Source organism: Pseudomonas sp. TH32, from assembly GCF_016650855.1.
GTDB lineage: Bacteria > Pseudomonadota > Gammaproteobacteria > Pseudomonadales > Pseudomonadaceae > Aquipseudomonas.
On sequence record NZ_JAEKFA010000002.1, the window covers coordinates 1987144 to 2009958 of the forward strand.

The 22815-nt window shown below is 59.1% G+C and carries 18 protein-coding genes and 1 pseudogene; 13 read left to right on the forward strand and 6 right to left on the reverse strand.

From position 1 onward, the window contains the following. Window positions 1-22 precede the first annotated feature (22 nt). The 3 genes from JFV30_RS12655 (at window position 23) to JFV30_RS12665 (ending at window position 5068) form a co-directional block, all read left to right on the forward strand. A complete protein-coding gene (locus JFV30_RS12655; protein ID WP_242487065.1) occupies window positions 23-2737 on the forward strand; it encodes a beta-glucosidase in 2715 nt (904 codons plus the stop codon). A gap of 99 nt (window positions 2738-2836) precedes the next feature. Next, on the forward strand, window positions 2837-3988 hold the full coding sequence (locus tag JFV30_RS12660; protein WP_207201864.1) for a porin: 1152 nt from the start codon (window positions 2837-2839) through the stop codon (window positions 3986-3988). Between the two features lie 138 nt (window positions 3989-4126). Next, complete coding sequence (locus tag JFV30_RS12665; RefSeq protein WP_201124078.1) at window positions 4127-5068, forward strand: cupin; 942 nt, start codon at window positions 4127-4129, stop codon at window positions 5066-5068. Here JFV30_RS12665 and JFV30_RS12670 read toward each other — a convergent pair. Beyond that, complete coding sequence (locus tag JFV30_RS12670; RefSeq protein WP_201124080.1) at window positions 5061-5966, reverse strand: LysR substrate-binding domain-containing protein; 906 nt, start codon at window positions 5964-5966, stop codon at window positions 5061-5063. The two genes, JFV30_RS12665 and JFV30_RS12670, sit on opposite strands and share 8 nt — an antisense overlap. 144 nt (window positions 5967-6110) lie before the next feature. Between JFV30_RS12670 and treS the strand changes: the two genes are divergently transcribed. Beyond that, complete coding sequence (treS, locus tag JFV30_RS12675) at window positions 6111-8177, forward strand: maltose alpha-D-glucosyltransferase (RefSeq protein WP_201124082.1); 2067 nt, start codon at window positions 6111-6113, stop codon at window positions 8175-8177. Here the strand turns inward: treS and JFV30_RS12680 are convergent. The 5 genes from JFV30_RS12680 to JFV30_RS12695 all read right to left on the reverse strand — a co-directional run bounded on the left by JFV30_RS12680 (window position 8155) and on the right by JFV30_RS12695 (window position 13220). Beyond that, window positions 8155-9159, reverse strand: coding sequence for a nucleoside hydrolase (locus JFV30_RS12680; RefSeq protein ID WP_201124084.1), 1005 nt, complete (start codon window positions 9157-9159; stop codon window positions 8155-8157). The genes treS and JFV30_RS12680 overlap by 23 nt on opposite strands. Window positions 9160-9174: 15 nt before the next feature. Next, window positions 9175-9462 carry a substrate-binding domain-containing protein gene (locus JFV30_RS33155; protein ID WP_242487160.1) on the reverse strand — a complete coding sequence of 96 codons (288 nt, stop codon included), beginning with the start codon at window positions 9460-9462 and terminating at the stop codon, window positions 9175-9177. Further along, complete coding sequence (locus JFV30_RS12685) at window positions 9399-10202, reverse strand: LacI family DNA-binding transcriptional regulator (RefSeq protein ID WP_242487066.1); 804 nt, start codon at window positions 10200-10202, stop codon at window positions 9399-9401. Before JFV30_RS12685 ends, JFV30_RS33155 begins: the two co-directional genes overlap by 64 nt. Window positions 10203-10382: 180 nt before the next feature. After that, a complete protein-coding gene (locus tag JFV30_RS12690; RefSeq protein ID WP_201124086.1) occupies window positions 10383-11717 on the reverse strand; it encodes an OprD family outer membrane porin in 1335 nt (444 codons plus the stop codon). A gap of 117 nt (window positions 11718-11834) precedes the next feature. Further along, a complete protein-coding gene (locus tag JFV30_RS12695; protein ID WP_201124088.1) occupies window positions 11835-13220 on the reverse strand; it encodes an MFS transporter in 1386 nt (461 codons plus the stop codon). 398 nt (window positions 13221-13618) lie between these two features. On the opposite strand from JFV30_RS12695, the pseudogene fimA reads away from it, so the two are divergent. The 9 genes and pseudogenes from fimA to JFV30_RS33160 all read left to right on the forward strand — a co-directional run bounded on the left by fimA (window position 13619) and on the right by JFV30_RS33160 (window position 22814). Continuing rightward, window positions 13619-14163, forward strand: a pseudogene (gene fimA, locus JFV30_RS12700) (type 1 fimbrial major subunit FimA). Window positions 14164-14220: 57 nt separating this feature from the next. Beyond that, window positions 14221-14943, forward strand: coding sequence for a fimbria/pilus periplasmic chaperone (locus JFV30_RS12705; protein ID WP_342215101.1), 723 nt, complete (start codon window positions 14221-14223; stop codon window positions 14941-14943). A 50-nt stretch (window positions 14944-14993) separates the two neighbouring features. After that, entirely contained in the window at window positions 14994-17555 is a 2562-nt protein-coding gene (locus tag JFV30_RS12710) for a fimbrial biogenesis usher protein (RefSeq protein WP_274610275.1), read from the forward strand. Between the two features lie 47 nt (window positions 17556-17602). Continuing rightward, on the forward strand, window positions 17603-18127 hold the full coding sequence (locus tag JFV30_RS12715) for a fimbrial protein (protein WP_201124090.1): 525 nt from the start codon (window positions 17603-17605) through the stop codon (window positions 18125-18127). Window positions 18128-18139: 12 nt separating this feature from the next. Beyond that, window positions 18140-18643, forward strand: a complete 504-nt coding sequence (locus tag JFV30_RS12720) for a fimbrial protein (protein ID WP_201124092.1) — start codon at window positions 18140-18142, stop codon at window positions 18641-18643. A 14-nt stretch (window positions 18644-18657) separates the two neighbouring features. Then, complete coding sequence (locus JFV30_RS12725; protein WP_201124094.1) at window positions 18658-19569, forward strand: fimbrial protein; 912 nt, start codon at window positions 18658-18660, stop codon at window positions 19567-19569. Window positions 19570-19733: 164 nt separating this feature from the next. Then, complete coding sequence (locus JFV30_RS12730; protein WP_201124097.1) at window positions 19734-20906, forward strand: EAL domain-containing response regulator; 1173 nt, start codon at window positions 19734-19736, stop codon at window positions 20904-20906. Window positions 20907-21063: 157 nt separating this feature from the next. After that, window positions 21064-21690 carry a response regulator transcription factor gene (locus tag JFV30_RS12735; RefSeq protein ID WP_201124099.1) on the forward strand — a complete coding sequence of 209 codons (627 nt, stop codon included), beginning with the start codon at window positions 21064-21066 and terminating at the stop codon, window positions 21688-21690. Next, on the forward strand, window positions 21690-22814 hold the full coding sequence (locus JFV30_RS33160) for a sensor histidine kinase (protein WP_242487067.1): 1125 nt from the start codon (window positions 21690-21692) through the stop codon (window positions 22812-22814). The genes JFV30_RS12735 and JFV30_RS33160 overlap by 1 nt, the downstream gene beginning before the upstream one ends. Window position 22815: the final 1 nt, after the last annotated feature.

Sequence of the window (22815 nt, forward strand, 5' to 3'; positions counted from 1 at the left end):
CCCAGAAGTAACGGAGCTACCTATGACCACCTCATTTACGCGGTACGGGCGTGTTTGCCCTGGTTTTTTCCGACTGTCGATACTGACGGCGGCGGTGTTGTGTTCAACCTTGGCAGGGCAGTCCATGGCGAGGGAGACCGACCAGGCCCGAGTGGATGCCCTGCTGAAAAAGATGACGCTGGACGAAAAATTCAACCTGATCCGTGGCATGACCGAAGCCGACGCCACCAACCAGGGCCAGGCCGGTTACCTGCCGGGAGTACCGCGCCTCGGCGTGCCGGCCCTGCGTATGGCCGACGGTCCGCCGGGCATCCTGACCCGCAAGGCCTCGATCATTCCCACCGCCACCATGGGCCTGGCCGCCACCTTCAGCAAACAGGATGCCTTTGACAACGGCACGGTGATCGGCGAAGAGGCCAAGCGCCTGGGCATCGACGTGGCGCTGGAGCCCTTCATCAACCTGTTTCGTGACTCGGGCTTTCGGCGTGGCTGGAATACTTATGGTGAAGACCCGCTGTTGACCGGCAGCCTGGGCGCCGAGGTGATCAAGGGCATCCAGGGCCAGGGCGTGATGGCCCAGGCCAAGCACCTGGTGGGCTACGACATGACCGGGTATGCCGTGAGCATTCCCGAGCAGGCCTTGCACGAGGTCTATCTGGCGCCGTTCCAGGACGCCGTGGACGCAGGCGTGGCCTCGATCATGTGTTCCTACAACAAGCTCAATGGCGAGTTTGCCTGCGGCAACGAGCAACTGCTGGAGCAGGTATTACGCAAGCAGATGGGCTTCAAGGGTTTTGTCACCTCTGACTGGGGCGGCGTGCACAGCGCCCAATACATCAAGCGCGGCATGGACATGGAGATGCCCGGACGCATCGATGAAAAGCACCCGTTCTGGGACATCATGCGTTCTTACTACGACAACACCGAGCAGCAACAGCCAGCGTTGCACACCTCCATGGGCAGCATGAAAAAGGTGTTCGCCCGGCCGATGCCGGAGGAGTGGATGGTCGGCCAGCGGCCTAACGTGCTGCTGGGCCAATTCCCCAATGACGAGAAGCCGAGCAACCTGTTTGAAGCCCTGCGGGATAAAACCGTCAAGGAACAGGACATCGACAAGGCCGCCAGGCGCGTGCTCGGGCAGATGGAGCGCTTTGGCCTGCTGGACAAGGGCAGTCATCAGCCGCAATCGACCCCAATGGTCGCAGGGTTGTCTGCCATCGTGCGCCGCACCAGCGAGCATTCTGCGGTATTGCTGAAAAACCAGGACGACGTGCTGCCGCTGTCGAAAGACGACCTCAAGGGCCTTGCGATGATTGGCCCGGGCGCCGTGCAGCCGGTGGCGCTGGGGGTTTCCGCCGAACACGCGATCGGCATGCCGGAGCTGCAAGTCGGGCCGGCCTATGCACTGAAAGCCCTCGAGCCAAGCGCCGTGATCAGCGTGGCAGTCGCCAATGACATGACCGGCGTCGCGATTCCGGCAGACCGGGTTTCGTTTGATGGCAAGCCGGGGTGGATCAGAGCGGGCGAAGGGCAGGGCCAGCGCGACAACCAACTGGCATTCACCGGTGCCAATGCCCTGGCGGCCAGCTCCTTGCCGAGTTGGAAAACCCAACTGACGATCGACCAGGAAGGGGATTACAACCTCAACCTGCAGATACTCGGCGCCGGTGCAGTGCTGAAAGTCGACGGGAAAATCATCGGCGAAAGCAGCTCGCTGAAAAATGCGCTGCACGGTGACGTGGTGCATCCGGGGCAGGACGCCTTGATGCCGACCACCGACGGCCTCAACAACGTGCGGCGCATGGTCAAGCTCAGTCGTGGCGAGCACTTGATCGAAGTCAGCACCTACAACGACACCTCAGGTGCGCCGGTTCAAGTACGCCTGGCGTGGGTCACGCCGGCCATGCGCGAAGCCAACCGGGCCCAGGCACTCGCGGCGGCGCGCAGTGCGAAGAAGGTGGTGTTTTTCGCCTGGGCGCGCACCGACCCGCAGTTTGGCTTGCCGGGAGACCAGGACAAGCTGATCGAAGAAGTCGCCGCGATCAATCCCAACGTCGTGGTGGTGCTCAACACCAGCACACCGGTGGCCATGCCCTGGCTGGGCAAGGTCAAGGGCCTGGTGCAGATGTGGTGGACCGGCGATGAAGGCGGCCCGGCGACCGCGAATATCCTCACCGGGCGCAGCAACCCCGCAGGCCGCTTGCCGTTTACGTGGGCCCGCAGCCTGCAGGACTACCCGGCCACTGACCCGCAGCACCCCGAGCGCGGCCAGCAACTGGATGGCGTGGTCAGCTACACCGAGGGCGTCAATATCGGCTACCGCTGGTTTGAAGCACAGCACAAGACACCGCTGTTCGCGTTTGGCTACGGGCTGTCCTATAGCCGCTTCGATTACAGCGGATTGCAAACCCGGCGCCTGGGCAACGGCGACCTGAAGGTCGACTTCACGCTGACCAACAGTGGCCACGTTGCCGGCGATGAAGTGCCGCAGCTGTACCTGAGTGCACCGCAACGGGCGATCGAGGGCGCCGAGTTCGCGCCGCAGACATTGGTCGGGTTTGATCGCGTCAGCCTCAAGGCCGGGGAGACACGCGACGTGTCCATCATAGTGCCGCTGCGCAAGCTTCAGTATTGGGCCGTGAAGACTCAATCCTGGGCGCTGCCACGAGGCCAGCGCACCCTGAAACTGGCCAGTGCGTCGGACAACGTGAGGGCCAGCCAAGCCGTCTCGTTCTGACCGTTACACCCCATAAAAATAAAAATATCCAGGCTTTAGCGTCACCTACCTCTTGAACGTCTGCGCCATTGCCTGGTGGCGCAGCGGGAGCACTCATCCATGATTTCCCCTGTTCGTCGTGTTGGACAAGGCTTTTGCGTGCGTCATCGTTTTATCCTGGCGGGTCTTTTGGCCCTGGGCAGTGCCCAAACGGCCATGGCCATTGACCTGATCAAAACCGACAGTGATCGCCTGGAGCTGCATGCCCAGGGCATTTTCGCCTCCAACGACAAGGTTTACATCCAGGGCCGTCACACCGGCAGCATTGGCCACCGCATCAACATGATCTACACCCACCAGCTCAACACGCAGTGGGCCGTGGGCATGCGTCAGGAGTGGGCCTACGACCCGTTCTACTATGACGGCACCGCCGCCCAGACCAAGCGTTTCCAGTATGTATTCGTGCGCAATGCGCGCTGGGGCCAACTCAGTTATGGGCAGCAAAAGTCCCTGACTTTCGACATGGTCGGCTCGATCACTGACTGGTACCTGGGTTATGGCACCAAAGGCCAGGGCACCTTCAATGGTTATGGCGGCAACCAGTTGCTGGGCTTTTCACGGCCGAACAAAACCCTGTACTACCGGGTCAGAAGCGACGATTTCGAATTTGGCGTCATGTATGGCCTGGGCACCGGCCCGGTGCACAATTCCGTCAACCCGAGCAGTGTGGGCGCCGGCAAGTTTGTCGACAGTTCCCGCGATGCCCTGTATCAGGTCGGCGCGGTCTGGCGCCCGGCGGAGCATTGGTCGCTGCGCCTGGCCTACGGTTACACCGAAATGAGTGAGCGTTCACTGGACGCCCAGGCCCAACTCAACACCCGGCACCCGAATGTCGAAGGCTGGTTGTCCGGCGTCACTTACACCAACGCGCCCTGGTACCACGCCGTGGTCTATGGCGAGTATCGCAACCTGAACGCGTCGGCACCCACCTCCAGTGGCTATCGCGAGGCAAAGGCGCTGGAGTCCTATAGCAGCTATTCGTTTCCAGAAATGGGCGAGCTGGGATTCTTCAAGGCGTATGGCGGGGTAAACCTGTTCTCGGACAAAAACAGTTCGGGGCGCAGCGGCTATTCAGTAGCCGGTTTTGCCCTGATCACCCTGCATGACACCCTGGCGATTGGCCTGGAGCGAAAGTTCGAAATGGCCAGGAACAAACAAGGCGACTACACCGGGCAGGATGAGTACGAGCTGGTGGCCAAGTACTACTTCTAGGGAACGTTCCTGCCCCCTGTCGCACAACTGCTGTGCGGCAGGGGGGATTAATCCGCCGTCGCGCAGTGCCTATAGTGTTTTCACCGCCGCAACGTCCCACCAGGCGTCGCGAAATCCAGCCGTAGATTGGTGATCATAATGAACCGTGAATCCAAGCCTGACGTGACCGATACCCAGCCGCTGCACCTGCTCGACGCCGAATACTTCGAATACAGCAAAGCCGCCAACCCCATCAGTGCCAACCTGATCACCCGCATTCCCTACCACAGCTTCCCGGCCTCGCTGTACGACAGCGGCCCGTCCCGGGTTGTGCCGCTGGACCTCAGCGAGGCACTGGGCTGCGAAGGCCCGGCCACCGGCCCGGGGCTGTGTGCGAACTTCATTCGCTTGAACGCCGGCGACACGCTGGACCTGCAACCCAACGCCACCTCACAGGTGTTTTATGTGATCGCGGGGCAGGGCAGTGTGGTTCAGGGTGAGCATCGGATCGAATGGTCCAAGGGGTGCTTCCTGGCGCTGCCGGGCCTGCAGCCAGCGCACTTCAGCGCAACCGCGGATGCGCGACTGTACTACGTGCATGACGAGCCGCTGTTGCGTTATCTGGGCGTGACCCGCAGTGCCGACCGCTTCGTGCCGACGCTGTACCCGGCGGACCTGGCCAACGCCAAGCTGCGTGAAGCCGCCGATGATCCTCGCGCCCAGGACCGCAGCCGCATCAGCATCCTGCTGGGCAATCGGCATTTCCCGCAAACCCGCACCGTGACCCATGTGCTGTGGGCGATGTACGGCATCCTGCCTGCCGGATCGATTCAAAAACCCCATCGGCACCAGTCGATTGCGCTGGATTTCATCATCGATTGCCCAAAGGGCTGCTACTCGCTGGTGGGCACCGAGCTGGACGCCGACGGGCAAATCCGCAACCCGGTGCGGGTCGACTGGTCGCCGGGGCTGGCGTTTGTCACACCGCCGGGTTACTGGCATGCCCATTTCAACGAGTCCGACACCGAGGCGTTCCTGATTCCGATCCAGGACGCCGGGCTGCAAACCTACCTGCGCTCGCTGGATATACGCTTCAGCTGACGCGCTTCCAGTGCGGCGTTTCGCCGAGTTGCTCGACGATAAAGTCGATGAAACACCGCACCTTGGAAGACACGATGCGCTTGGGTGGATAGACGAACCACACCGCCGATTCGCGGCCGGCGATCCGGATACTCCACTCAGGCAACCACACCACCAACTCGCCGGCGTCAATGCGCTCGGCCACCAGCCAGTCGGGCAGCAAGGCAAACCCCAGGCCTTGCTGTACGGCGATCATCTGCGCGTCCAGGTCGTTGATCCGGAGGCAGTCTTGATGCACCAGCGGCGACACTTCATGCCCGTTGGCGAAAGCAATCTCAGCCGCCCCCAGAATCCCGGGCAGTGCCGCCAGGTCGGCAGGTCTGGACGGTGCCGGGTGCTCCCGGCAAAACCCCGGGCTGGCCACCAGCCGGTAGTTTTCATCGCAAATCTTGCGGGCCTTCAACGTGGAATCCGCCAGGGTGCCAATCCGGATCGCGAGGTCCGCGCCGGCGTGGATCAGGTTGACGTGGCGGTCATCCAGCACCAGTTCCAGCTTGATCTGCGGGTAGCGGGCCAGGAACGCGTTCAAGGTGGGCAGCACATGGTGGCGGGCAAAGGCGGGCGGCAGGTTGAGCTTGAGCACGCCACGGGGCTGTTCGTTCAGCGCCGAGGTGGCCGCCTTGGCCTGCTCCAGTTCGTCCAGCACCCGGCGTGCGTGCATCAGGAAGGTCTGGCCGCCCTCGGTCAGGCGCAGCGTGCGGGTCGAGCGGTTGAACAGGGCGATGCCCAGGTCCTGCTCCAGGTCTTTCACGTAGCGTGAAACCGTAGACGCCTTGATGCCCAGCCGGTCGGCAGCGCGGGAGAAGTTATTCCCCTCGGCCGCTTCCACAAAGGCGGTTAACGCTGCGAAGTAGTCCACGTGCAGCCCTCGGTCTTGATGATGGGTGACGGCCAATGCAACGAATGGTCGCTCAGGGCCTCATACAATAACCAACGGTGCGGCGATGCAAGCTCAAATGCAGGCGCCGGAATCGAATACTTAATGAGCGCAGGTGATCGATTTATGACGGATGCCGAGAAGAATCATGTGGCCTGGCTGGTGGAACAATCGATGCTGCACGCCGCTAAACAGCGGGCCAAACTCTACTCGGGGCAAGGCAGGCTGTGGCAACAGCCCTATGCACACACGCGGCCCCGTGATGCTTCAGCCCTGGCGTCGGTGTGGTTCACGGCGTACCCGGCGTCTATCGTTACTCGCGAAAACGGCAGCGTACTGGAGGCCCTGGGTGATGAAACCTTGTGGCACGCGCTGTCGAAAATCGGCATCCAGGGCATTCATAACGGCCCGCTGAAACGCTCGGGCGGCCTGACGGGCACCGAGCACACGCCGACCATTGACGGCAACTTTGACCGCATCAGTTTCGACATCGACCCGCAACTGGGTACAGAAGCGCAGCTTCAATCCCTGGCCCGCATGGCCGCCGCGCATAACGCGGTGATCATTGACGACGTGATTCCGTCCCACACCGGCAAGGGCGCGGACTTCCGCTTGGCCGAGATGGCCTACGAAGACTACCCCGGGCTCTACCACATGGTGGAAATCCGCGAGGAAGACTGGCCATTGCTGCCCGAGATTACCGAAGGCCGCGATGCACAGAACCTCAGCCCGACGCAGGTCGACGCCCTCAGAGACAAGCACTACATCGTCGGCCAGTTGCAGCGGGTGATTTTCTTCGAGCCCGGGGTCAAGGAAACCGACTGGAGCGCCACCGACGTGGTCATCGGCGTGGACGGCAAGCCCCGGCGCTGGGTGTACTTGCATTACTTCAAGGAAGGCCAACCGTCGCTGAACTGGCTGGACCCGACCTTCGCCGCGCAGCAGATGATCATTGGTGACGCACTGCACGCCATCGACGTGATGGGCGCGAAAATCCTGCGCCTGGACGCCAACGGATTCCTCGGCGTGGAGCGCAAACTTGAAGGTAACGCCTGGTCTGAAAGCCATCCGCTGTCCATCACCGGCAACCAATTGCTGGGCGGCGCGATTCGCAAGGCGGGCGGCTTCAGCTTCCAGGAGCTGAACCTGACGGTGGACGACATTGCCGCCATGTCCCACGGCGGCGCCGATCTGTCCTATGACTTCATCACCCGCCCGGCGTACCAGCACGCGCTGTTGATGGGGGACACCGAATTCCTGCGCCTGATGCTCCGGGAGATGCATACCCTCGGCATCGACCCTGGCTCACTGATCCATGCCTTGCAGAACCATGACGAACTGACCCTGGAGCTGGTGCACTTCTGGACGCTGCACGCCCATGACACCTACCTGTACCAGGGGCAGACCTTCCCCGGCGGCATCCTGCGCGAGCACATTCGTGAGCAGATGTACGAACGCCTGGCGGGCGAGCACGCGCCGTATAACCTGAAGTTCGTGACCAACGGGGTGTCCTGCACCACCGCCAGCATCATCACGGCGGCGCTGGGGATTCGCGACCTTGAGGCAATCACCCCCGCAGATATCCAGCAGATCCGCCAGATTCACCTGCTGCTGGTGATGTACAACGCGATGCAACCAGGGGTGTTCGCACTCTCCGGTTGGGACCTGGTCGGCGCACTGCCATTGCCGGCAGAGGACGTTGCCCATTTGATGCTGGATGGCGACACGCGCTGGATTCACCGCGGCGCCTACGACCTGGTAGACCTGAACCCGGACGCGCCGCAGTCCGCCGGGCACATGCCGCGCCCTAAAACCCTGTACGGCAGCCTGACCCGCCAGTTGACCGACCCGGACTCGTTTGCCTCCCAACTGCAAAGAATCCTCGCAGTGCGCCGTGCCTACGACATCGCCGCCAGTCGCCAGATCCTGGTGCCGGACGTGCAGCACCCAGGGCTGTTGATCATGGTTCACGAGCTGCCGGCGGGCAAAGGCACCCAGATCACCGCACTGAACTTCGGCTCCACACCCATCACCGAAACCCTGCACCTGCCCGATATTGCGCCCGGGCCGGTGGTGGACATCATCAATGAGCGGGTAGAGGGTGATTTGACGCCCGAGGGGGACTTCACCATTACGCTGGATGCGTATGAAGGCTTGGCGCTGCGGGTGGTCAGTAGCTCGCCGATGCTTTGAGCGGCTGCATCGACAAGTACCGTTCGATGATTTCCAGCAGCAAGCGGTTGTCCACGGTCTGCAATACGTTCACCAGGCCAGTGGTAGGCGGTGTGATGCCAACGTCCAGCCGCAGTGGCTGCTTATAGCGCCAGGTTTTGCCCCGCGTACGGCCGGCGCGCAGTTCTACTTCCGTGTAGTACTGCGTGGCGGTGGCAACGCGCGGATCCAGCAACCAGGCAATCACCAGGGCGTCATGGACCCAGCAACCGGCCAGGCTGCGGGTGGCCATTGAATAGTCGATCCAGGGCCTGAACGTCTCGCAGATAAAACGGGCGAGGGGCGTATCGAGTTGCTGGATACGGTCCAGGTCGTGGTGCGTCATCAGGGTTTGCGTGGTGACGTCCAGGGGCACCAGGGTGATATTGGCGCCACAACCGAGGACACGGTCCGCCGCTTCCGGATCGAAGCCGAAGTTGGTGTCCTTGATGAAGTCATCCAGGGCGAAAACACCGCCCATGATCACGATTTGCCTGACCGCCTTGATCATGTCCGGGTAGCGTTCAATCGCCAGCGCCACGTTGGTCAGCGGCCCGATCGCCACCAGGGTGATTTCCCCGGGGTTCGCGCAAATCAACTGGCCTATGGCGTCGGCCGCTTCCTGGGCCGGGGCCTCGAAATTCAGGGGAGGGCGCACGCCATTCCATAAATGCGCGAGCTGGCGTTTATGGACGGTGTTGTCCAGCGCATCGCGCCAGGGCCCGCCGGGTTCCTGCAGTGCCTGGGTGCTGCCCCTGACCACGGGTAGCGAGCGGCCGGTTCGGGCCATCAGGTCTTTGGCGACGTTGTAACCCACGGCGCTGGGGGTGTTGCCTGCCACCGTGGTGACCAGTTCAAGCGACAATTCGGGTGCAGCCAGTGCCAGCGCCAATGCCAGACCGTCGTCAACATTGGCGCCTGCAATCCCGTTTCCGGGATCGCAATCAATAATTAAACGTTTCATTTCACCTTCTTTTTTTTAGACTCGCGGTGTTTGCACAGCGCCGCATCCGCAGGACTCACCAATCACCAGACGGTGAGAAAACTCTTGCAGCTTCACCTCGCCATTCCAGGCCAGCAGCATGGCAATGGCGGCTTTGGCCATCTCCCGCACGGGCTGGCACACGGTAGTCAGTGACGGCGCATAAAACGCCGACTCCTCGGTACCGTTGAAGCACACCAGGGCTACCTGTTCGGGGACTTTTATGCCGTGTTCCGACAGGGCCCGAATACAGCCGATGGCTTGCGCTTCGTTGGAGCAAAACAGCGCGCGGGCCGGGGGCCGGCGGCCAACATGCGCTGCGTCGCGTCATACCCGCCTTGTCGCGTGTAGCTGGCGGGCAATATCCATTCGGCGCGCTCCTCAATCCCGTCGTCCGCCAGCGCGTCACGCCAGCCGTTCAAGCGGTCCTGGGCGTTGAGCATTTCCAGGGGGCCACAAATGATGCCTACCTCGCGGTAACCATGGCTCAGCAAATGCGCGGTGACTTGACGTGCAGCGCCGCGCTCGTCGACCCGCAGCATATTGACGGCCAGGCTGGGGTTGACCCGGTCGAGCATCACAAAAGGCGTGCCGCTGGCCTGGATCAGCTCGATATGCGGGTGGCGGTCGACGCTGGTGTAGAACAGGCCATCCACTCGCTGGCTCAGGAGGTTGTTGATCAGGTTCAGCTCACGCTTGCGGCAGTCACCGGAATCGCCCAGCAGGATGACCAGGCCGTTGTCCAATGCTTCCTGTTGCAGTGCATGGGCGAAAGAGGCGATGAAGGTATTCGAGATATTCGGCACAACCAGCCCATAGGTGCGGGTTTTGCCCGAGGCCAGCGCCTGGGCGACGCCATTGGGCCGGTAACCGGTGTGTTTTATGGCATCCAGGACACGCTGGCGCGTCGCCTTGGCGACGGGCCTTGGGCCGTCGTTGATCACATAGCTGACGACCGCGACCGAGGTTCCTGCTTCGCGGGCCACATCATCGCGTGTGGCCCGGGTGGGATACTGTTTTGTCAAAGCGACCTGCCATTTCCTGTGAGTCGATGGACACGCGGGGCGGTACCCGATAACAGGTCTACCCGCGTAGATGTTTACGGCAAGAGAAGGGGCTGAGATGGGCGGCATTATCACTGCTGGTTTATTTCAGTTTGATGACCTGTGTACGGCTTCGCTTAGACACCCGCAGCCCCTTCGGGGTCAGAAGATCGCGTAGGTGTAGCTGAAGATCACACGCGCCTGGTCCACCGCACCCACGTTGGGAATGCCGCTGCGGAAACTGCCTTCGCGCAACGAGGTGCCAAACCCTTTCAACGGACCGCTCTGCACCACGTAGTCGATACGCATGTCACGTTCCCACTCCGAGTAGCGGCTGGCGCCGTCGACCGAGCGGATGTTGTCGCCATGCAGGTACAGCGCCGAGGCCGAGAGACCGGGCACGCCCAGCGCGGCGAAATCGGAGGAGTACTGGGCAAAGTTGGTGTTTTCGCCTGCACGGATGAACGAGTTATCCATCACGTCGGTAATCAGGTAGACGCTGGCGCCGCCGTTGCCTTCGCTGTTGCCGGCGCCGCCCACTACGTTGCCCTGGTTCAAGTACACGGTGCCGCCGGAGTCAGACACCTGCTGGCGGCCGAGCATGAACGCGTTGCCGCCCAGGTAGTAGGTGAACGCCGCACTCCAGGTGGTGTTATCCACTTTGCCCGGCTCGCTGGCGTAGCCGCCGTTGTTGTTGAAGAGGTAGCCGGTGGTGCCGTTTTGACCCTGGGATTTGCTGTTGAAGTAGCGCAGGTCGGTTTTAAAGCGGGAGTTTTCACCCAGCGGCGTGGTGTTCAACAGGCCAAGGAAATCCTGGGTGTAATAGTCCTTCAGGTCGGCGCGGTAGTACTGCAGGGTGGTGGTGGGGGTGATTTTCCAGTCGGCGCCGGCGTAGGTGAATGAGTTGCTGTCCTGGGTGCCACCGGCAATGGCCAACCCTGTGGAGTTGGACGACGCACGCCCCGTGGAGCGGTTGAGTTGCCCGGCATTGACCGTCAGGTTATCGATGTCTTTGGACGTTACCGTCACGCCTTCAAAGGTTTGCGGCAGCAACCGCCCGTCGTTGGCCACCAGGATCGGCAGGTTAGGCTGCAGCGCGCTGCCGGCATGGAACTCGGTCTTGGACACGCGAAGCTTGGCGTTGGCCCCGAGGCGGCTCCAGCTGTCCACCGGCGTGCCGTCCGAATCGACCGGTGCGAGTGAGTTCGAGGTGCTGGCGCTCGGGTGTTGGGTACCACCGGAAAGGTTGAATGCCTGCATGGCTTGAACGTCGAGACCGAAGCCGACCGTGCCTTGGGTAAACCCGGAGAGATAGTCGAGTTTGAAACCCTGGGTCAGTTCGTTCTGATCGACGCCCGGGGTGTTCGGGTTATCACTGCGAAGGTAAAAAGTGCGCGCGTTGACCGACGCCGTGCTGTCGTCGATAAAGCCTGCGGCCAGTGCTTGTTGCGCAAGGATACTGGTAGTCACTGCCAGTGCGAGGGTGGACCGTTTCATGTCAATGCTCCTATGGATTGCCGATTTACAGGCATGGCTTCGCCCGACTGGTGGTTGAACCGTCGTGCGGGTTTGCGCCTTTCTGCGAGGCGTCAGTGGTTTTTCAGGGGGATGAAACTAGATAGCATCTTCCAGCGCGTTGAGGTCGCGCCCACGGGTTTCCGGGGCGACAAAGGTCGTCACGAAACCGATCCCGGCCATGGCGACAAAGTACCCGGCAATCGCCCACCAGTGGCCGGTCCAGGTCAGCAGCGCGGCAGCCACCAGAGGCGCGGTACCGCCGGAGAGAATCGAGCCCAGTTCCTTGGCCAGGGCGAGTTTGGTGTAGCGGTTTTTTACGCCGAATATCTCAACGCTCCAGGCCGCCTGTACGCCGAAAATACCGAGGGAAGCGAGGCCCATGCCGACCACGATGGTGGTCATCACAATGGCCGGGTCGCGGGAATCCAGCAGCATGAACGCCGGGAAGGCGTAGAGCATCAGCAGCAGGCAGAAACAGCGGTACACGATGCGTCGACCGAACCGGTCAGACAGCCAGCCTGCCAAGGGGATGATCAAGAAGCCGAGGATCGACGCGATCAACACGGACTGGGTCGCGACAGATTTGTCCACCGCAAGCACCTTCACCACATAGCCGACGATAAACCCCTGGGCCAGGTAAGACGGGCCGTTCTCGCCAATGCGCAGGCCCACCATGGTCAGAAATGCCCGGCTGCCTTTCCAGAAACCAACCGGCTGTACAGGGGCAGTGAGGGCGTTATCGCGCTGCGCTTGCAATTGGGCCTTTCGAAGTTCGAACACCGGCGTTTCCCGCAGGTTGCGCCGCAGCCACAGGGCGGCCAGGGCAATCAGCGAACTGCACAGGAACGGAATGCGCCAGCCCCACTCCTGCAATTGCTGTTGATCCATTTGCACCACGGCAAGCCACACCAGTGAAGCCAGCAAGGTCCCACTGTTGGAGCCCAGGGCAATCACCGAAGACACCAGGCCTCGTTGTCTGGCGGGCGCGAACTCGCCCAGCATCACCGTGCCCGCGGCCAATTCGGCGCCGGCACCAAAGCCCTGGGTAAAGCGCAGCAGTACCAGGCATGCCGGCGCCCAGATACCGATCGATGCATAGCTGGGGATCAAGCCGATCAACGTGGTGGAAGCACCCATCAACACGACGGTCGAGACCATGACCACCTTGCGGCCTTTACGATCACCTAGCCATCCGAAGAACAGCGCGCCGATCGGCCGCGCCACAAAACCCACCGACCAGGTCGCGAAGGTGGAAAGCAACGCCATCGCAGGCGACACATTGGGGAAAAACACATCGCCAAAGATAAGGCCCGCCGCCAGGCCATACAGGGCGAAGTCTGCGTACTCCATTGCCGTGCCCAGCCAACAGGCGAGGGTGGCGCGATACAACTCCCGGCGTCCTTGCGGGGTTATCAAGCTTTCATCCGCTGCGCCCCATGCGATAGGCGCATCGGGTTGAGCAGCACTTGCAACTGTCGACATCAAAAAACTCCTGATCCAAGGAAGGCCCGGACATGACCAATGGGTGTGTTTGTTCTGCTTCTACAGGTATCTACGCGCGTAGATAACTGACCTTGAAAATCGGCCCGGGGTAAACCTCAAAGGCCGATGGTGGAGATCCTTGGGCGGATCTTAGGCAGGGTTGTATTGCAGTCGAATGACAGATGTGGCGGTGGATGCGTGCACGGCATCGCCAATGAAACGGTTCGGTGGAGGAAATTTCTCCGGGGTACGGAATTATCGCTCTAAACCCAAGAGGTTTCATAAAACCCGGCGGGAACCTGCTCCATTCTTATTCCTTAAAGAGCTACTTATAGTTCGGGTGCTTGAGTTGCCTTATACCAAGTACTGGAATCCCAAAAGATATGGAGTTTAGAGTTATGCGGAAAATTAATCTGATTAACAGCGTGATTGCAGCCTCACTGCTGTCTGTAGGCGTGGCTCACGCAGACATTACAACAGTCAATGGCGGCACCATTCACTTTCAGGGTGAAGTTGTTAACGCAGCTTGCGCAGTTGATACGGGCTCTACTGACCAGACCGTACAACTGGGCCAGGTGAGAACCGCGGCACTGAGCGCGGCCGGTCAGACCAGTACGGCTGTTGGTTTTAATATCCAGCTGAATGACTGCGACACCTCGGTTTCATCTCAAGCGTCTGTCGCGTTCACGGGTGTCACTGATCCCACCAATACCGAAGCGCTGGCCCTGGAAAGCTCTGCTGCCGGTGCTGCAACCAACGTCGGCGTTCAGGTTCTGGACCGCGTAGGCACCCCTTGACGTTTGACGGCGCCACGTTCAGCAACCCGTTGACCCTCAATGATGGCACCAACACCTTGCCGTTCCAGGCACGTTACATCGCGACGGGTGTAGCCACAGCGGGTACTGCCAACGCCAACGCGAACTTCAAAGTGCAATACCAGTAACCCGTAACTGACAAGGATGTGCTCAGGCCAGGAAGGCCTTCCTGTTGTAATAAGTTTGTGTTCGCCGACAAGATTGATGTGAAAAAAATCATGATAACCGCAAAGACAATTCCAACCCTGCTCGCATTGGCAGTGGCTGTTCTCGCCAGCCCCGCGGAAGCGGGCGTGGCCCTCGGTGCAACGCGCGTTATTTACCCTGCCGATCAGAAACAAACAGCGCTGGGATTAAGTAACAACAATAACAAGGACACCTTTCTTATCCAGTCCTGGGTTGAGAACAGTGAAGGCAAGAAAGACGGTCGGTTTGTCATTACACCGCCCTTGTTTGTGATGCAGGGAAAAAAGGACAACACGCTGCGTATTGTCGATGCCAGCAACAGTAGCCTGGCGAAAGACCGGGAAAGTTTATTCTGGATCAACGTCAAGGCCATTCCGTCTGTAGACAAGGCCCAACAGAAAGACAATACGCTGCAACTGGCAATCACCAGCCGGATAAAACTGCTGTATCGCCCACGGGATCTGAGTATTTCCCCGGAAGACGCACCGGCAAAGTTGACCTTCAAGCGCAGTGGGAAAACCCTGCTTATTACCAATCCCAGCCCTTACTTCCTGACCATCACGGAACTTGCTGCCGGTACTCGGACGCTGGAGAACGCGATGGCGCCGCCTATGGGCTCCGTGACAGTGGGCCTGCCTGGGGACACGGCCGGGGCGATCAGCTATCGAACCATCAACGACTACGGCGCGCTGACGCCAGTGATGAAAGGAACCGAGCAGTAATAGTGTTGAGCGAATCAATCCCGGGTTATGGAGCTGGCGGTAACACACACATGAAAAATGGAACCTGGGAGTCAGCACGTAAAAGATCACTGTTATCACCCTTGGCGTTGGTTCTCGTAGTCCCCTTTTATTCGGCGCGTGCAGACAACTATTTCAACCCGCGATTCCTTGCCGATGACCCTGCATCAGTGGCGGATCTCTCTGCCTTTGAAAAAGGCCTGGAGGCGCCTCCCGGCACCTACCGTGTGGACATCTACATGAACGATGGCTATATGGCGACCCGGGACGTTACCTTCGCCAAAAGCCCCGATGGGCAGAAGCTGGAACCGTGCCTGACCCGCGCTCAACTCGCGTCCTTCGGCATCAACACGTTAGCCGTGCCCGAGATCATGGCCATGAAGAGCACGGCGTGTGTACCGTTTACGCGACTCATCAACGACGCCACCAGCACATTCGACGTTGGCCTGCAGCGCCTTTCCCTCAGCGTTCCCCAGGCACTCATGGGCAGCCAGGCGCGCGGGTACATTGCGCCGGAACTATGGGATGACGGCATTACCGCGGGATTGCTCAATTACAACTACACCGGCAGCGAAGTGCGCAGCGAGCAGGGCGGGGTGTCCAACTATTCATACCTCAGCCTGCAAAGCGGCCTCAACCTGGGCGCCTGGCGATTAAGGGACACCACCACGTGGAGCTACAGCCACGGCGCGGGCGTGACGCAGAACCAGTGGCAACACACCAACACCTATGTGGAGCGGGGCATTTCCTCGTGGCACAGCCGATTGACCCTGGGTGACGGTTTCACCGCTAGCGATATTTTCGATGGCATTAACTACCGGGGCGCTCAAATTGCGTCGGACGACAACATGCTCCCGGACAGTCAGCGAGGCTTTGCACCCGTTGTGCGCGGCATCGCGCGAAGCACAGCCAAGGTTTCGGTGAAACAGAATGGGTATGAAATCTATCAGGCCACCGTGCCCCCCGGTGCTTTCACCATCAACGACATCTATGCGCCAGGCACCAGCGGCGATTTACAGGTCACGGTTGTAGAGGCTAACGGTTCAACGCAATCGTTCACGGTGCCTTATTCATCTGTGCCGATGCTGGAGCGTGAAGGCCAACTGAAGTATTCGCTGACGGGGGGGCAGTATCGCAGCGGCAATGCGCAGCAAGACGTGCCGGAGTTTCTTCAGGGCACTGCATTCTGGGGTTTGCCTCATGACTGGACAGTCTTCGGAGGCACGCAGGTCTCGAACAATTATCACGCCCTGGACATTGGCTTGGGCAAGAATCTGGGCGACCTCGGTGCGATATCGGCCGACCTGACGGAGGCCCGGGCGACATTGCCTGACGACACTCAACACCAAGGGCAGTCCCTGCGGTTTCTTTACAACAAGTCCATCAACCAGTGGGGGACCAACCTGCAACTGTTGGGCTACCGCTACTCGACGAAAAATTTCTACACCCTGGCTGACACGGCATGGAGCCAGATGAGTGGCTTCACGCTGGTCAGCCAGGATCAACCGGTTCAAATAACGCCGCAAATCACGGATGCCTACAATCTGAACTACAGCAAGCGGGGTCGCTTCCAGGCCACGTTGACGCAACAGGTGGGCAAGACGTCTACGGTGTATTTAACCGGTAGCCAACAGAGCTATTGGGGAACGGGGCAGTCGGACGAACAACTCCAACTCGGGTACAACAGTACAATCGGAGACATCAGTTGGGGGGTGAACTACAGCCTGACAAAGAGCGCCTGGGCGGACAATAAAGATCAGTTGCTGGCGATCAATATCAGTATTCCGTTTAGCCACTGGATGCGTTCAGACAGTCACTCATCCTTTAAAAACACCAATGCCAGTTTCAATACATCCAGTGATTTAAAAGGTCGGGACACCAGCACGGCAGGGCTCTATGGCACGCTGCTTGATGAGCACAACCTCAGTTACAGCGTACAAACCGGATACGCCAGTGGTGGTATCGAAGACGCTTCGAAAACCGGCAACACCTCTCTGAACTATCGCGGCCCCTACGGCAATTCCAATATCGGGTACAGCACCAGTGAAGACTACAGCCAGGTGTATTACGGCGTCAGCGGTGGCGTATTGGCGCACGCGGATGGCGTGACCTTCAGTCAGCCGTTGAACGACACCATGGTGCTGATAAAAGTACCGGGGGCAGAGCATGTCGCCGTCGAAAACCAGACCGGCATACGCACGGACTGGAGGGGATATGCCGTGCTTCCGTATGCGACGGATTATCGTGAGAACCGGATAGCCCTGAACACTAACTCGCTGGCCAATAACATTGAATTGGAAGACCCGATATTAAGCGTCGTGCCGACGCGTGGGGCCGTCGTGCGTGCTGATTTTAAAGCCCGTGTCGGGATGAAAGTCCTGATGACGCTGACCCACAACGACAAGCCGGTGCCATTCGGCTCAATCGCCTCATACGGCGAGGGCTTGGCGGGGAGCATTGTTGCTGAAGGTGGCCAAGTCTATCTGACCGGGCTGTCGCTGACAGGGCAAATAAGCGTGAAGTGGGGGACGGTACGAACGATCGCTGTACCGCAACGTACAGCCTGCCGGCCGACAGCCTGGCGCAGGCCTTGAGTTATGCCTCGGCGACGTGCCAGTAATCAAAACAGGATGCTCCAGCCATGAAAAAGTACCTTTGTATCCTGTGCCTGATGCCGTGCCTCGCGAATCAATCTTATGCAGTGGACACCAGCATTTCTATCACCGGTTACCTTAAAGACAATTCCTGTTCGGTGTCGGTCGACTCCAAAGACTTTACTGTGGACTTGATGAGCAATGCGTCCAAACAACTCAATCATGTTGGGACGACGACTGTTCCTGTTCCCTTCACGATAGTCTTTGATAAGTGCGGTGGCTCAACGACTGGCGTCCGGGTTGGCTACAGTGGCACATCAGACAATGACAATATCGCACTGCTTAAAATTGACGATGGCGTTAATGCCGCCAGCGGTATGGGCATACAGATACTGAACAGTGAAAAACAGGCGATCCCTTTAAACACCGCTGAACAATCCCTCAGCTGGACGCACCTGATCGCGGGCCAATCAAATACCCTGAATTTTTATGCGTGCCTGATGGCGACCCATTCCCCTGTGACGGCGGGAGTCGTGAATGCGACTGCCAATTTCACGCTCGAGTTTCAATAAAGGAGGCTGGGAATGAACGCTATGAAGACAACCCTGTTGGCAGGATTATTACTGATTGCCGGAATCATCAATGCCCATGCGGCAGACGTGACCATTACGGTCAACGGGAGAGTTGTAGCGCAACCTTGTACGGTCTCAACCCCACCGGCAGCCGTTGCTCTGGGAGACCTGTTTGCCGCCGATTTCAGTCAGGCAGGATCAAGTTCAGGCTGGTACCCGGTGACGCTGGGTTTGACTAATTGCCCGGTGGGAACATCAAGCGTAACAGCGACATTTACAGGCGTTGCCGACGACACCGGCTACTACCAGAACCAGGGCGACGCGCTCAATCTTCAGCTGGAGTTGCAGGACACCAACGGCAACAACTTGAATAATGGCAACTCCACTACCGTCCATGTAGATGGGTCGACGCAGTCAGCGAGCCTATCGCTGCAGGTGCGTGCGTTATCCGTTAATGGCAATGCACAGCAAGGCAGTATTCAAGCCACGATTAACGTTACGTATACATACTCCTAGTAAAGGTGTGACCAATGAAGATGAAAATCAGCGCCGTGCTAGTGCTGTTGCTGACCTTGGGACTTTCAACCAGTGCCAATGCTTTTTTGTGCTTTGTGAACGGGACTCAACCAGTTCCCGTCGGCAACAATACCTCTTCCAACGTCTATGTAAACCTGGATCCGTCCGTTCAAGTAGGAGGAAATCTCGTCGTCAACCTCGGCGAAAGCATCACGTGCCAGAACTTAGATCCTGCCCACTTTCTCGACCCTGTAGCTATTACTTCCGGCCAGTACACTGGGCCACTAAATAGTCTTACAGGCAGCATAAGCTTTTATGGAAAATCCTATAATTTCCCTATTAACTCAGCCACCGATATCTTTGAATCGTGGCCGGAGGGGACGGTGCCATGGAATGCCACACTTTATTTGAAAGTTATCGGCGCTAACGCCGCTGGAATCGCTGTTAATGCCGGGCAGATGCTAGCCGTCCTCACCATGACGAAGTACAACACCGCTCCCACCCCGAATGAAATATATACTTGGAATATTTATGCCAATAACACCGTGGTTGTTCCCACGGGTGGCTGCGATGTCTCCTCACGCAATGTGAGCATAACCCTGCCTGATTACCCGGGATCGGCCGCAGTGCCGTTGAACGTGCACTGTGCGCAAAACCAGAACCTGTCCTATTTCCTGACGGGTCCGACCACCGACAGCGCCAACACCACCTTTAGCAATACGGCTTCCGCGTCTCCCGCCTCCGGTATTGGCGTGCAGCTGTCAAACGCCAGCGGCGTGATCGCGACCAACCACAATATTTCGCTGGGCTCGGTCGGCGTCAGCCCCGTAGAGCTAGGGATGACGGCGTCCTATGCCCGCACCGGTGGGCGGGTCGTCGCAGGAAATGTGCAGTCCGTTATCGGTGTCACCTTCGTTTATCAATAGACGCCTCCAACAGGTCGGGGCATCCGCCAAGGCTTCACGTTCAACCAATAAAAGCCTTCTGCCATCTCCTCGGAAATTTCCCTGCGATATGCAGGAAAACGGCTTTCGTAATTCGCCAATAAAGACGGCAGCATGGCGGCAACGAAAACAGGGTCTGTACCAACATGATTTCTTTACGAATTCTCGTACTTGAGGATCGCCTGCCACGTCGCAAAGCCATTGCTCAGGCCTTGACGGTGCTGGGCGTGCGTGCGGTTTTCCAGGCGGGGGAATGTGAAAAAGCCCTGGACCTGATCACCCGTGCAGAAGGCGTGGACATCGTTATCTGCGACTTGAGCAACGAGAAGCTCGGCTATTTTGACTTCCTGATGCTCGCGGGCCGGGCACGCCTGGTGAATGCGCTGATTTTAGGCGCGACCCTTGAACCTCAGTTCTTACGGGCAGTGGAGTGCATCAATCAGTTTTCACAGCTCAAGTTGATTGGTGTGATGGGCGTTGTCGCGCCCGTGCAAGACCTGAGCACGATCCTGCGTGATTACATCAAGCACAAAACCTTTTCACCGTTGTTGGTCACGGATTCCTTCAAGTTGCCTACCGAGCCCGAGGTCAGAAATGGCCTTGAGGCGCGGGAGTTCAAGGCGTGGTTCCAGCCCAAGTTCGACTTGCGGACCGGCGCCCTGTGCGGCGTGGAAGCGTTGGCGCGTTGGGAGCACCCAACCCGTGGGTTGCTGCTGCCCGGTGAGTTTCTGCCAGCGGTGCTGGCGTACGACCTGATCGACGACATGTTCAAGCAGGTGTTTGCCCAAGGCCTTGACCTGCTGGTTGCCCTGCGAGGCCGCAATATTACGCTGCAGGTTGCGTTCAATTTGCATGCGTCGCAATTGGCCCGTTTTGATTTGGCGCTGTACATCGAAAACGCATTGATCGAGCACGATCTTCCAGGCTCGGCATTGATGTTCGAGTTGGCCGAAAACGGCCTGCTGGATATGCCGGTGGCCACCCAGAAAAGTTTGCTGTGTTTGCGCCTGCTGGGGTGTGGCCTGTCGATCGATGATTTTGGCACCGGTTTTTCTTCGTTGACGTTGCTGTGCCAGCTGCCTTTCCAGGAGTTGAAACTCGACAGTTCGGTGGTGCAGGATTTATCCGACCTGCACAGCAGGGCCATGATGATCAGCACGATTGCGTTGGCCCGCGCGCTTGAGATCAGCCTGGTGATCGAAGGTGTCAGCAGCCAGGAAATACGCGACCAGGCCCTCGCCATGGGTGGAACCTTTGCACAAGGTTTTCACCTGGCCAAACCCATGAGTGCACGCCGCTTGAAAGAGTGGCTGGAATGACACAGCCGATCTGAAAATGACAACGCGCGAAGGGCAAAAATAACCCGCATTGTTCAGGTGCGGTTGGACTAGACTCTGCCGGTGTAGTCGCTTGCCTCCCTCTACGCCTTCTCGTTTCGTGGTCTGTGTCCAGATAAACACAATAAGTGAGATAGATATGCGCAAGGCGCTGGTAGTGGATGACCACCCGATAGTTCGGGCGACGGTCAAAATGGTCTTGAAACAGGAAGGTTTCGAAACAGTAGTAGAGGCGGGCGACGGTGCCGACGCTGTGCAACAGGCGCGTCAGGAGACACCGGACCTGGTAGTGCTGGATATTTCGATGCCCAAGCTCGACGGACTGGAAGTCATCCGGCGCATTATCGACCTGAATATCGCCACGCGAATTCTGGTCCTCACGTCCCTGGAAGCCGGTCTGTACCTCAAGCGTTGCATGAGCGCGGGCGCTGCCGGTTTTATCTCGAAGATCGACGGCCTGGACGACCTGCGTCGCGCCGTCAAAGTGCTGATGTCCGGCTACACGTACTTCCCCAACCTGGCAATTGGTTCGGTTCGGCGCAGTGACGTCGAAATGAATGAAGCGCGGGTGATCGAAAACCTGTCGGATCGCGAACTGGTGATCCTCAAGCATCTTGCGCAGGGGCGCAGTAACAAGGAAATCGGCGACTCGATGCTGCTCAGCAATAAAACCATCAGCACTTACAAGACGCGTTTGTTGGAGCGCTTTGAAGTGACGTCAGTCGTGTCACTTTCGGAAGTGGCCAAGCGCAACAGTATTATCTGATGAAGGCCGCCAAAACGATTGTTGCCGCGTTGCTGATCGCCGGGGTGCCGTTACTGGCGCGGGCGGAACCGCACATTGCCGGCACGCCCGATTTCGAACTCGACATGGTGGTGCGCACCCAGGGTCAATCCACGCTCTATTGGGGTATGGCGCTGGCAGGGCTGGGTTCTATCCTCTGTTGGAACCTTGGGGTGCTGCTGTGGCGGCGCAAGGCCGATGACCCGCGTCGGGTCCTGGCGACATTTGTCGCCAACATGCGCGAGATGATCGATAACGTCCCCCGGCCGGTGTTCATTCGCGACCATGAGGGCCGCCTGGTCGCGTGCAACAACAGCTACCTGGATTTCCTGGCCATGGACCTGAACCAGGTCCTGGGCAAGCCCATCACCGAACTGCAACTGATGCCGTTGTCTGAATCCCGGCAATACCACGAGCATTACCTCAGGGTTGTGCGCGAGGGTGTCCCGCTGATTGGCAGCGGCAGCCTCGTCGCGCCGTACGGGGAAACGCTGGCGCTGTTCTACTGGATTTTCCCCTGCTTCAATGCTCGCGGGCGGGCGGTCGGGGTGATTGCGGGATGGGTGGATGTCAGCGACCGCGAACAGTTAATGATTCAGTTGAAGGCCTCACAAAAAGAGGCCGACGACGCCAACAACGCGAAGACTTTGTTCCTGGCAACCATGAGCCATGAAATTCGTACGCCCATGAACGCCGTGCTGGGCATGCTCGAAATGGCCAGCAAACGGGCCGAACAAGGCATTATCGATCGGGTGTCACTGGACATCGCCTCCAGCGCCGCCAACAGCCTGGTGGATTTGCTGGGTGACATCCTGGATATCGTGCGCATTGAGTCCGGCCAACTCACCCTGGCGCCGAAAAGAGCCAACCTGTATGACGAGGTGCTCAAGGTCGCCCGTATCTTTGATGGCGTCGCGCAGCAGAAATTTCTCGAACTGCAGATTGATCTCGACCCCCAGGCGGACTGTGAAGTGCTGGTCGACGCCATGCGGGTCAAGCAGGTGTTGTCGAACCTGTTGAGTAACGCGATCAAGTTTACCGTCAGAGGCCAGGTACGGTTTTTCTGCGCTGCACCCCGGTGGTGGATGGCTCCGAGCTGGACCTGAC

What these genes read in the sequence shown, in the direction of transcription:
- JFV30_RS12680 (WP_201124084.1), bottom strand. Translation starts at nt 9,159, where the DNA reads ATGAAACGTTTAATTATTGATTGCGATCCCGGAAACGGGATTGCAGGC.
- JFV30_RS12710 (WP_274610275.1), top strand. Translation starts at nt 14,994, where the DNA reads ATGAAAAATGGAACCTGGGAGTCAGCACGTAAAAGATCACTGTTATCA.
- JFV30_RS12735 (WP_201124099.1), top strand. Translation starts at nt 21,064, where the DNA reads ATGCGCAAGGCGCTGGTAGTGGATGACCACCCGATAGTTCGGGCGACG.
- JFV30_RS12655 (WP_242487065.1), top strand. Translation starts at nt 23, where the DNA reads ATGACCACCTCATTTACGCGGTACGGGCGTGTTTGCCCTGGTTTTTTC.
- JFV30_RS12720 (WP_201124092.1), top strand. Translation starts at nt 18,140, where the DNA reads ATGAACGCTATGAAGACAACCCTGTTGGCAGGATTATTACTGATTGCC.
- JFV30_RS12730 (WP_201124097.1), top strand. Translation starts at nt 19,734, where the DNA reads ATGATTTCTTTACGAATTCTCGTACTTGAGGATCGCCTGCCACGTCGC.
- JFV30_RS12690 (WP_201124086.1), bottom strand. Translation starts at nt 11,717, where the DNA reads ATGAAACGGTCCACCCTCGCACTGGCAGTGACTACCAGTATCCTTGCG.
- treS (WP_201124082.1), top strand. Translation starts at nt 6,111, where the DNA reads ATGACGGATGCCGAGAAGAATCATGTGGCCTGGCTGGTGGAACAATCG.
- JFV30_RS12695 (WP_201124088.1), bottom strand. Translation starts at nt 13,220, where the DNA reads ATGTCGACAGTTGCAAGTGCTGCTCAACCCGATGCGCCTATCGCATGG.
- JFV30_RS12725 (WP_201124094.1), top strand. Translation starts at nt 18,658, where the DNA reads ATGAAGATGAAAATCAGCGCCGTGCTAGTGCTGTTGCTGACCTTGGGA.
- JFV30_RS33160 (WP_242487067.1), top strand. Translation starts at nt 21,690, where the DNA reads ATGAAGGCCGCCAAAACGATTGTTGCCGCGTTGCTGATCGCCGGGGTG.
- JFV30_RS12660 (WP_207201864.1), top strand. Translation starts at nt 2,837, where the DNA reads ATGATTTCCCCTGTTCGTCGTGTTGGACAAGGCTTTTGCGTGCGTCAT.
- JFV30_RS12715 (WP_201124090.1), top strand. Translation starts at nt 17,603, where the DNA reads ATGAAAAAGTACCTTTGTATCCTGTGCCTGATGCCGTGCCTCGCGAAT.
- JFV30_RS12665 (WP_201124078.1), top strand. Translation starts at nt 4,127, where the DNA reads ATGAACCGTGAATCCAAGCCTGACGTGACCGATACCCAGCCGCTGCAC.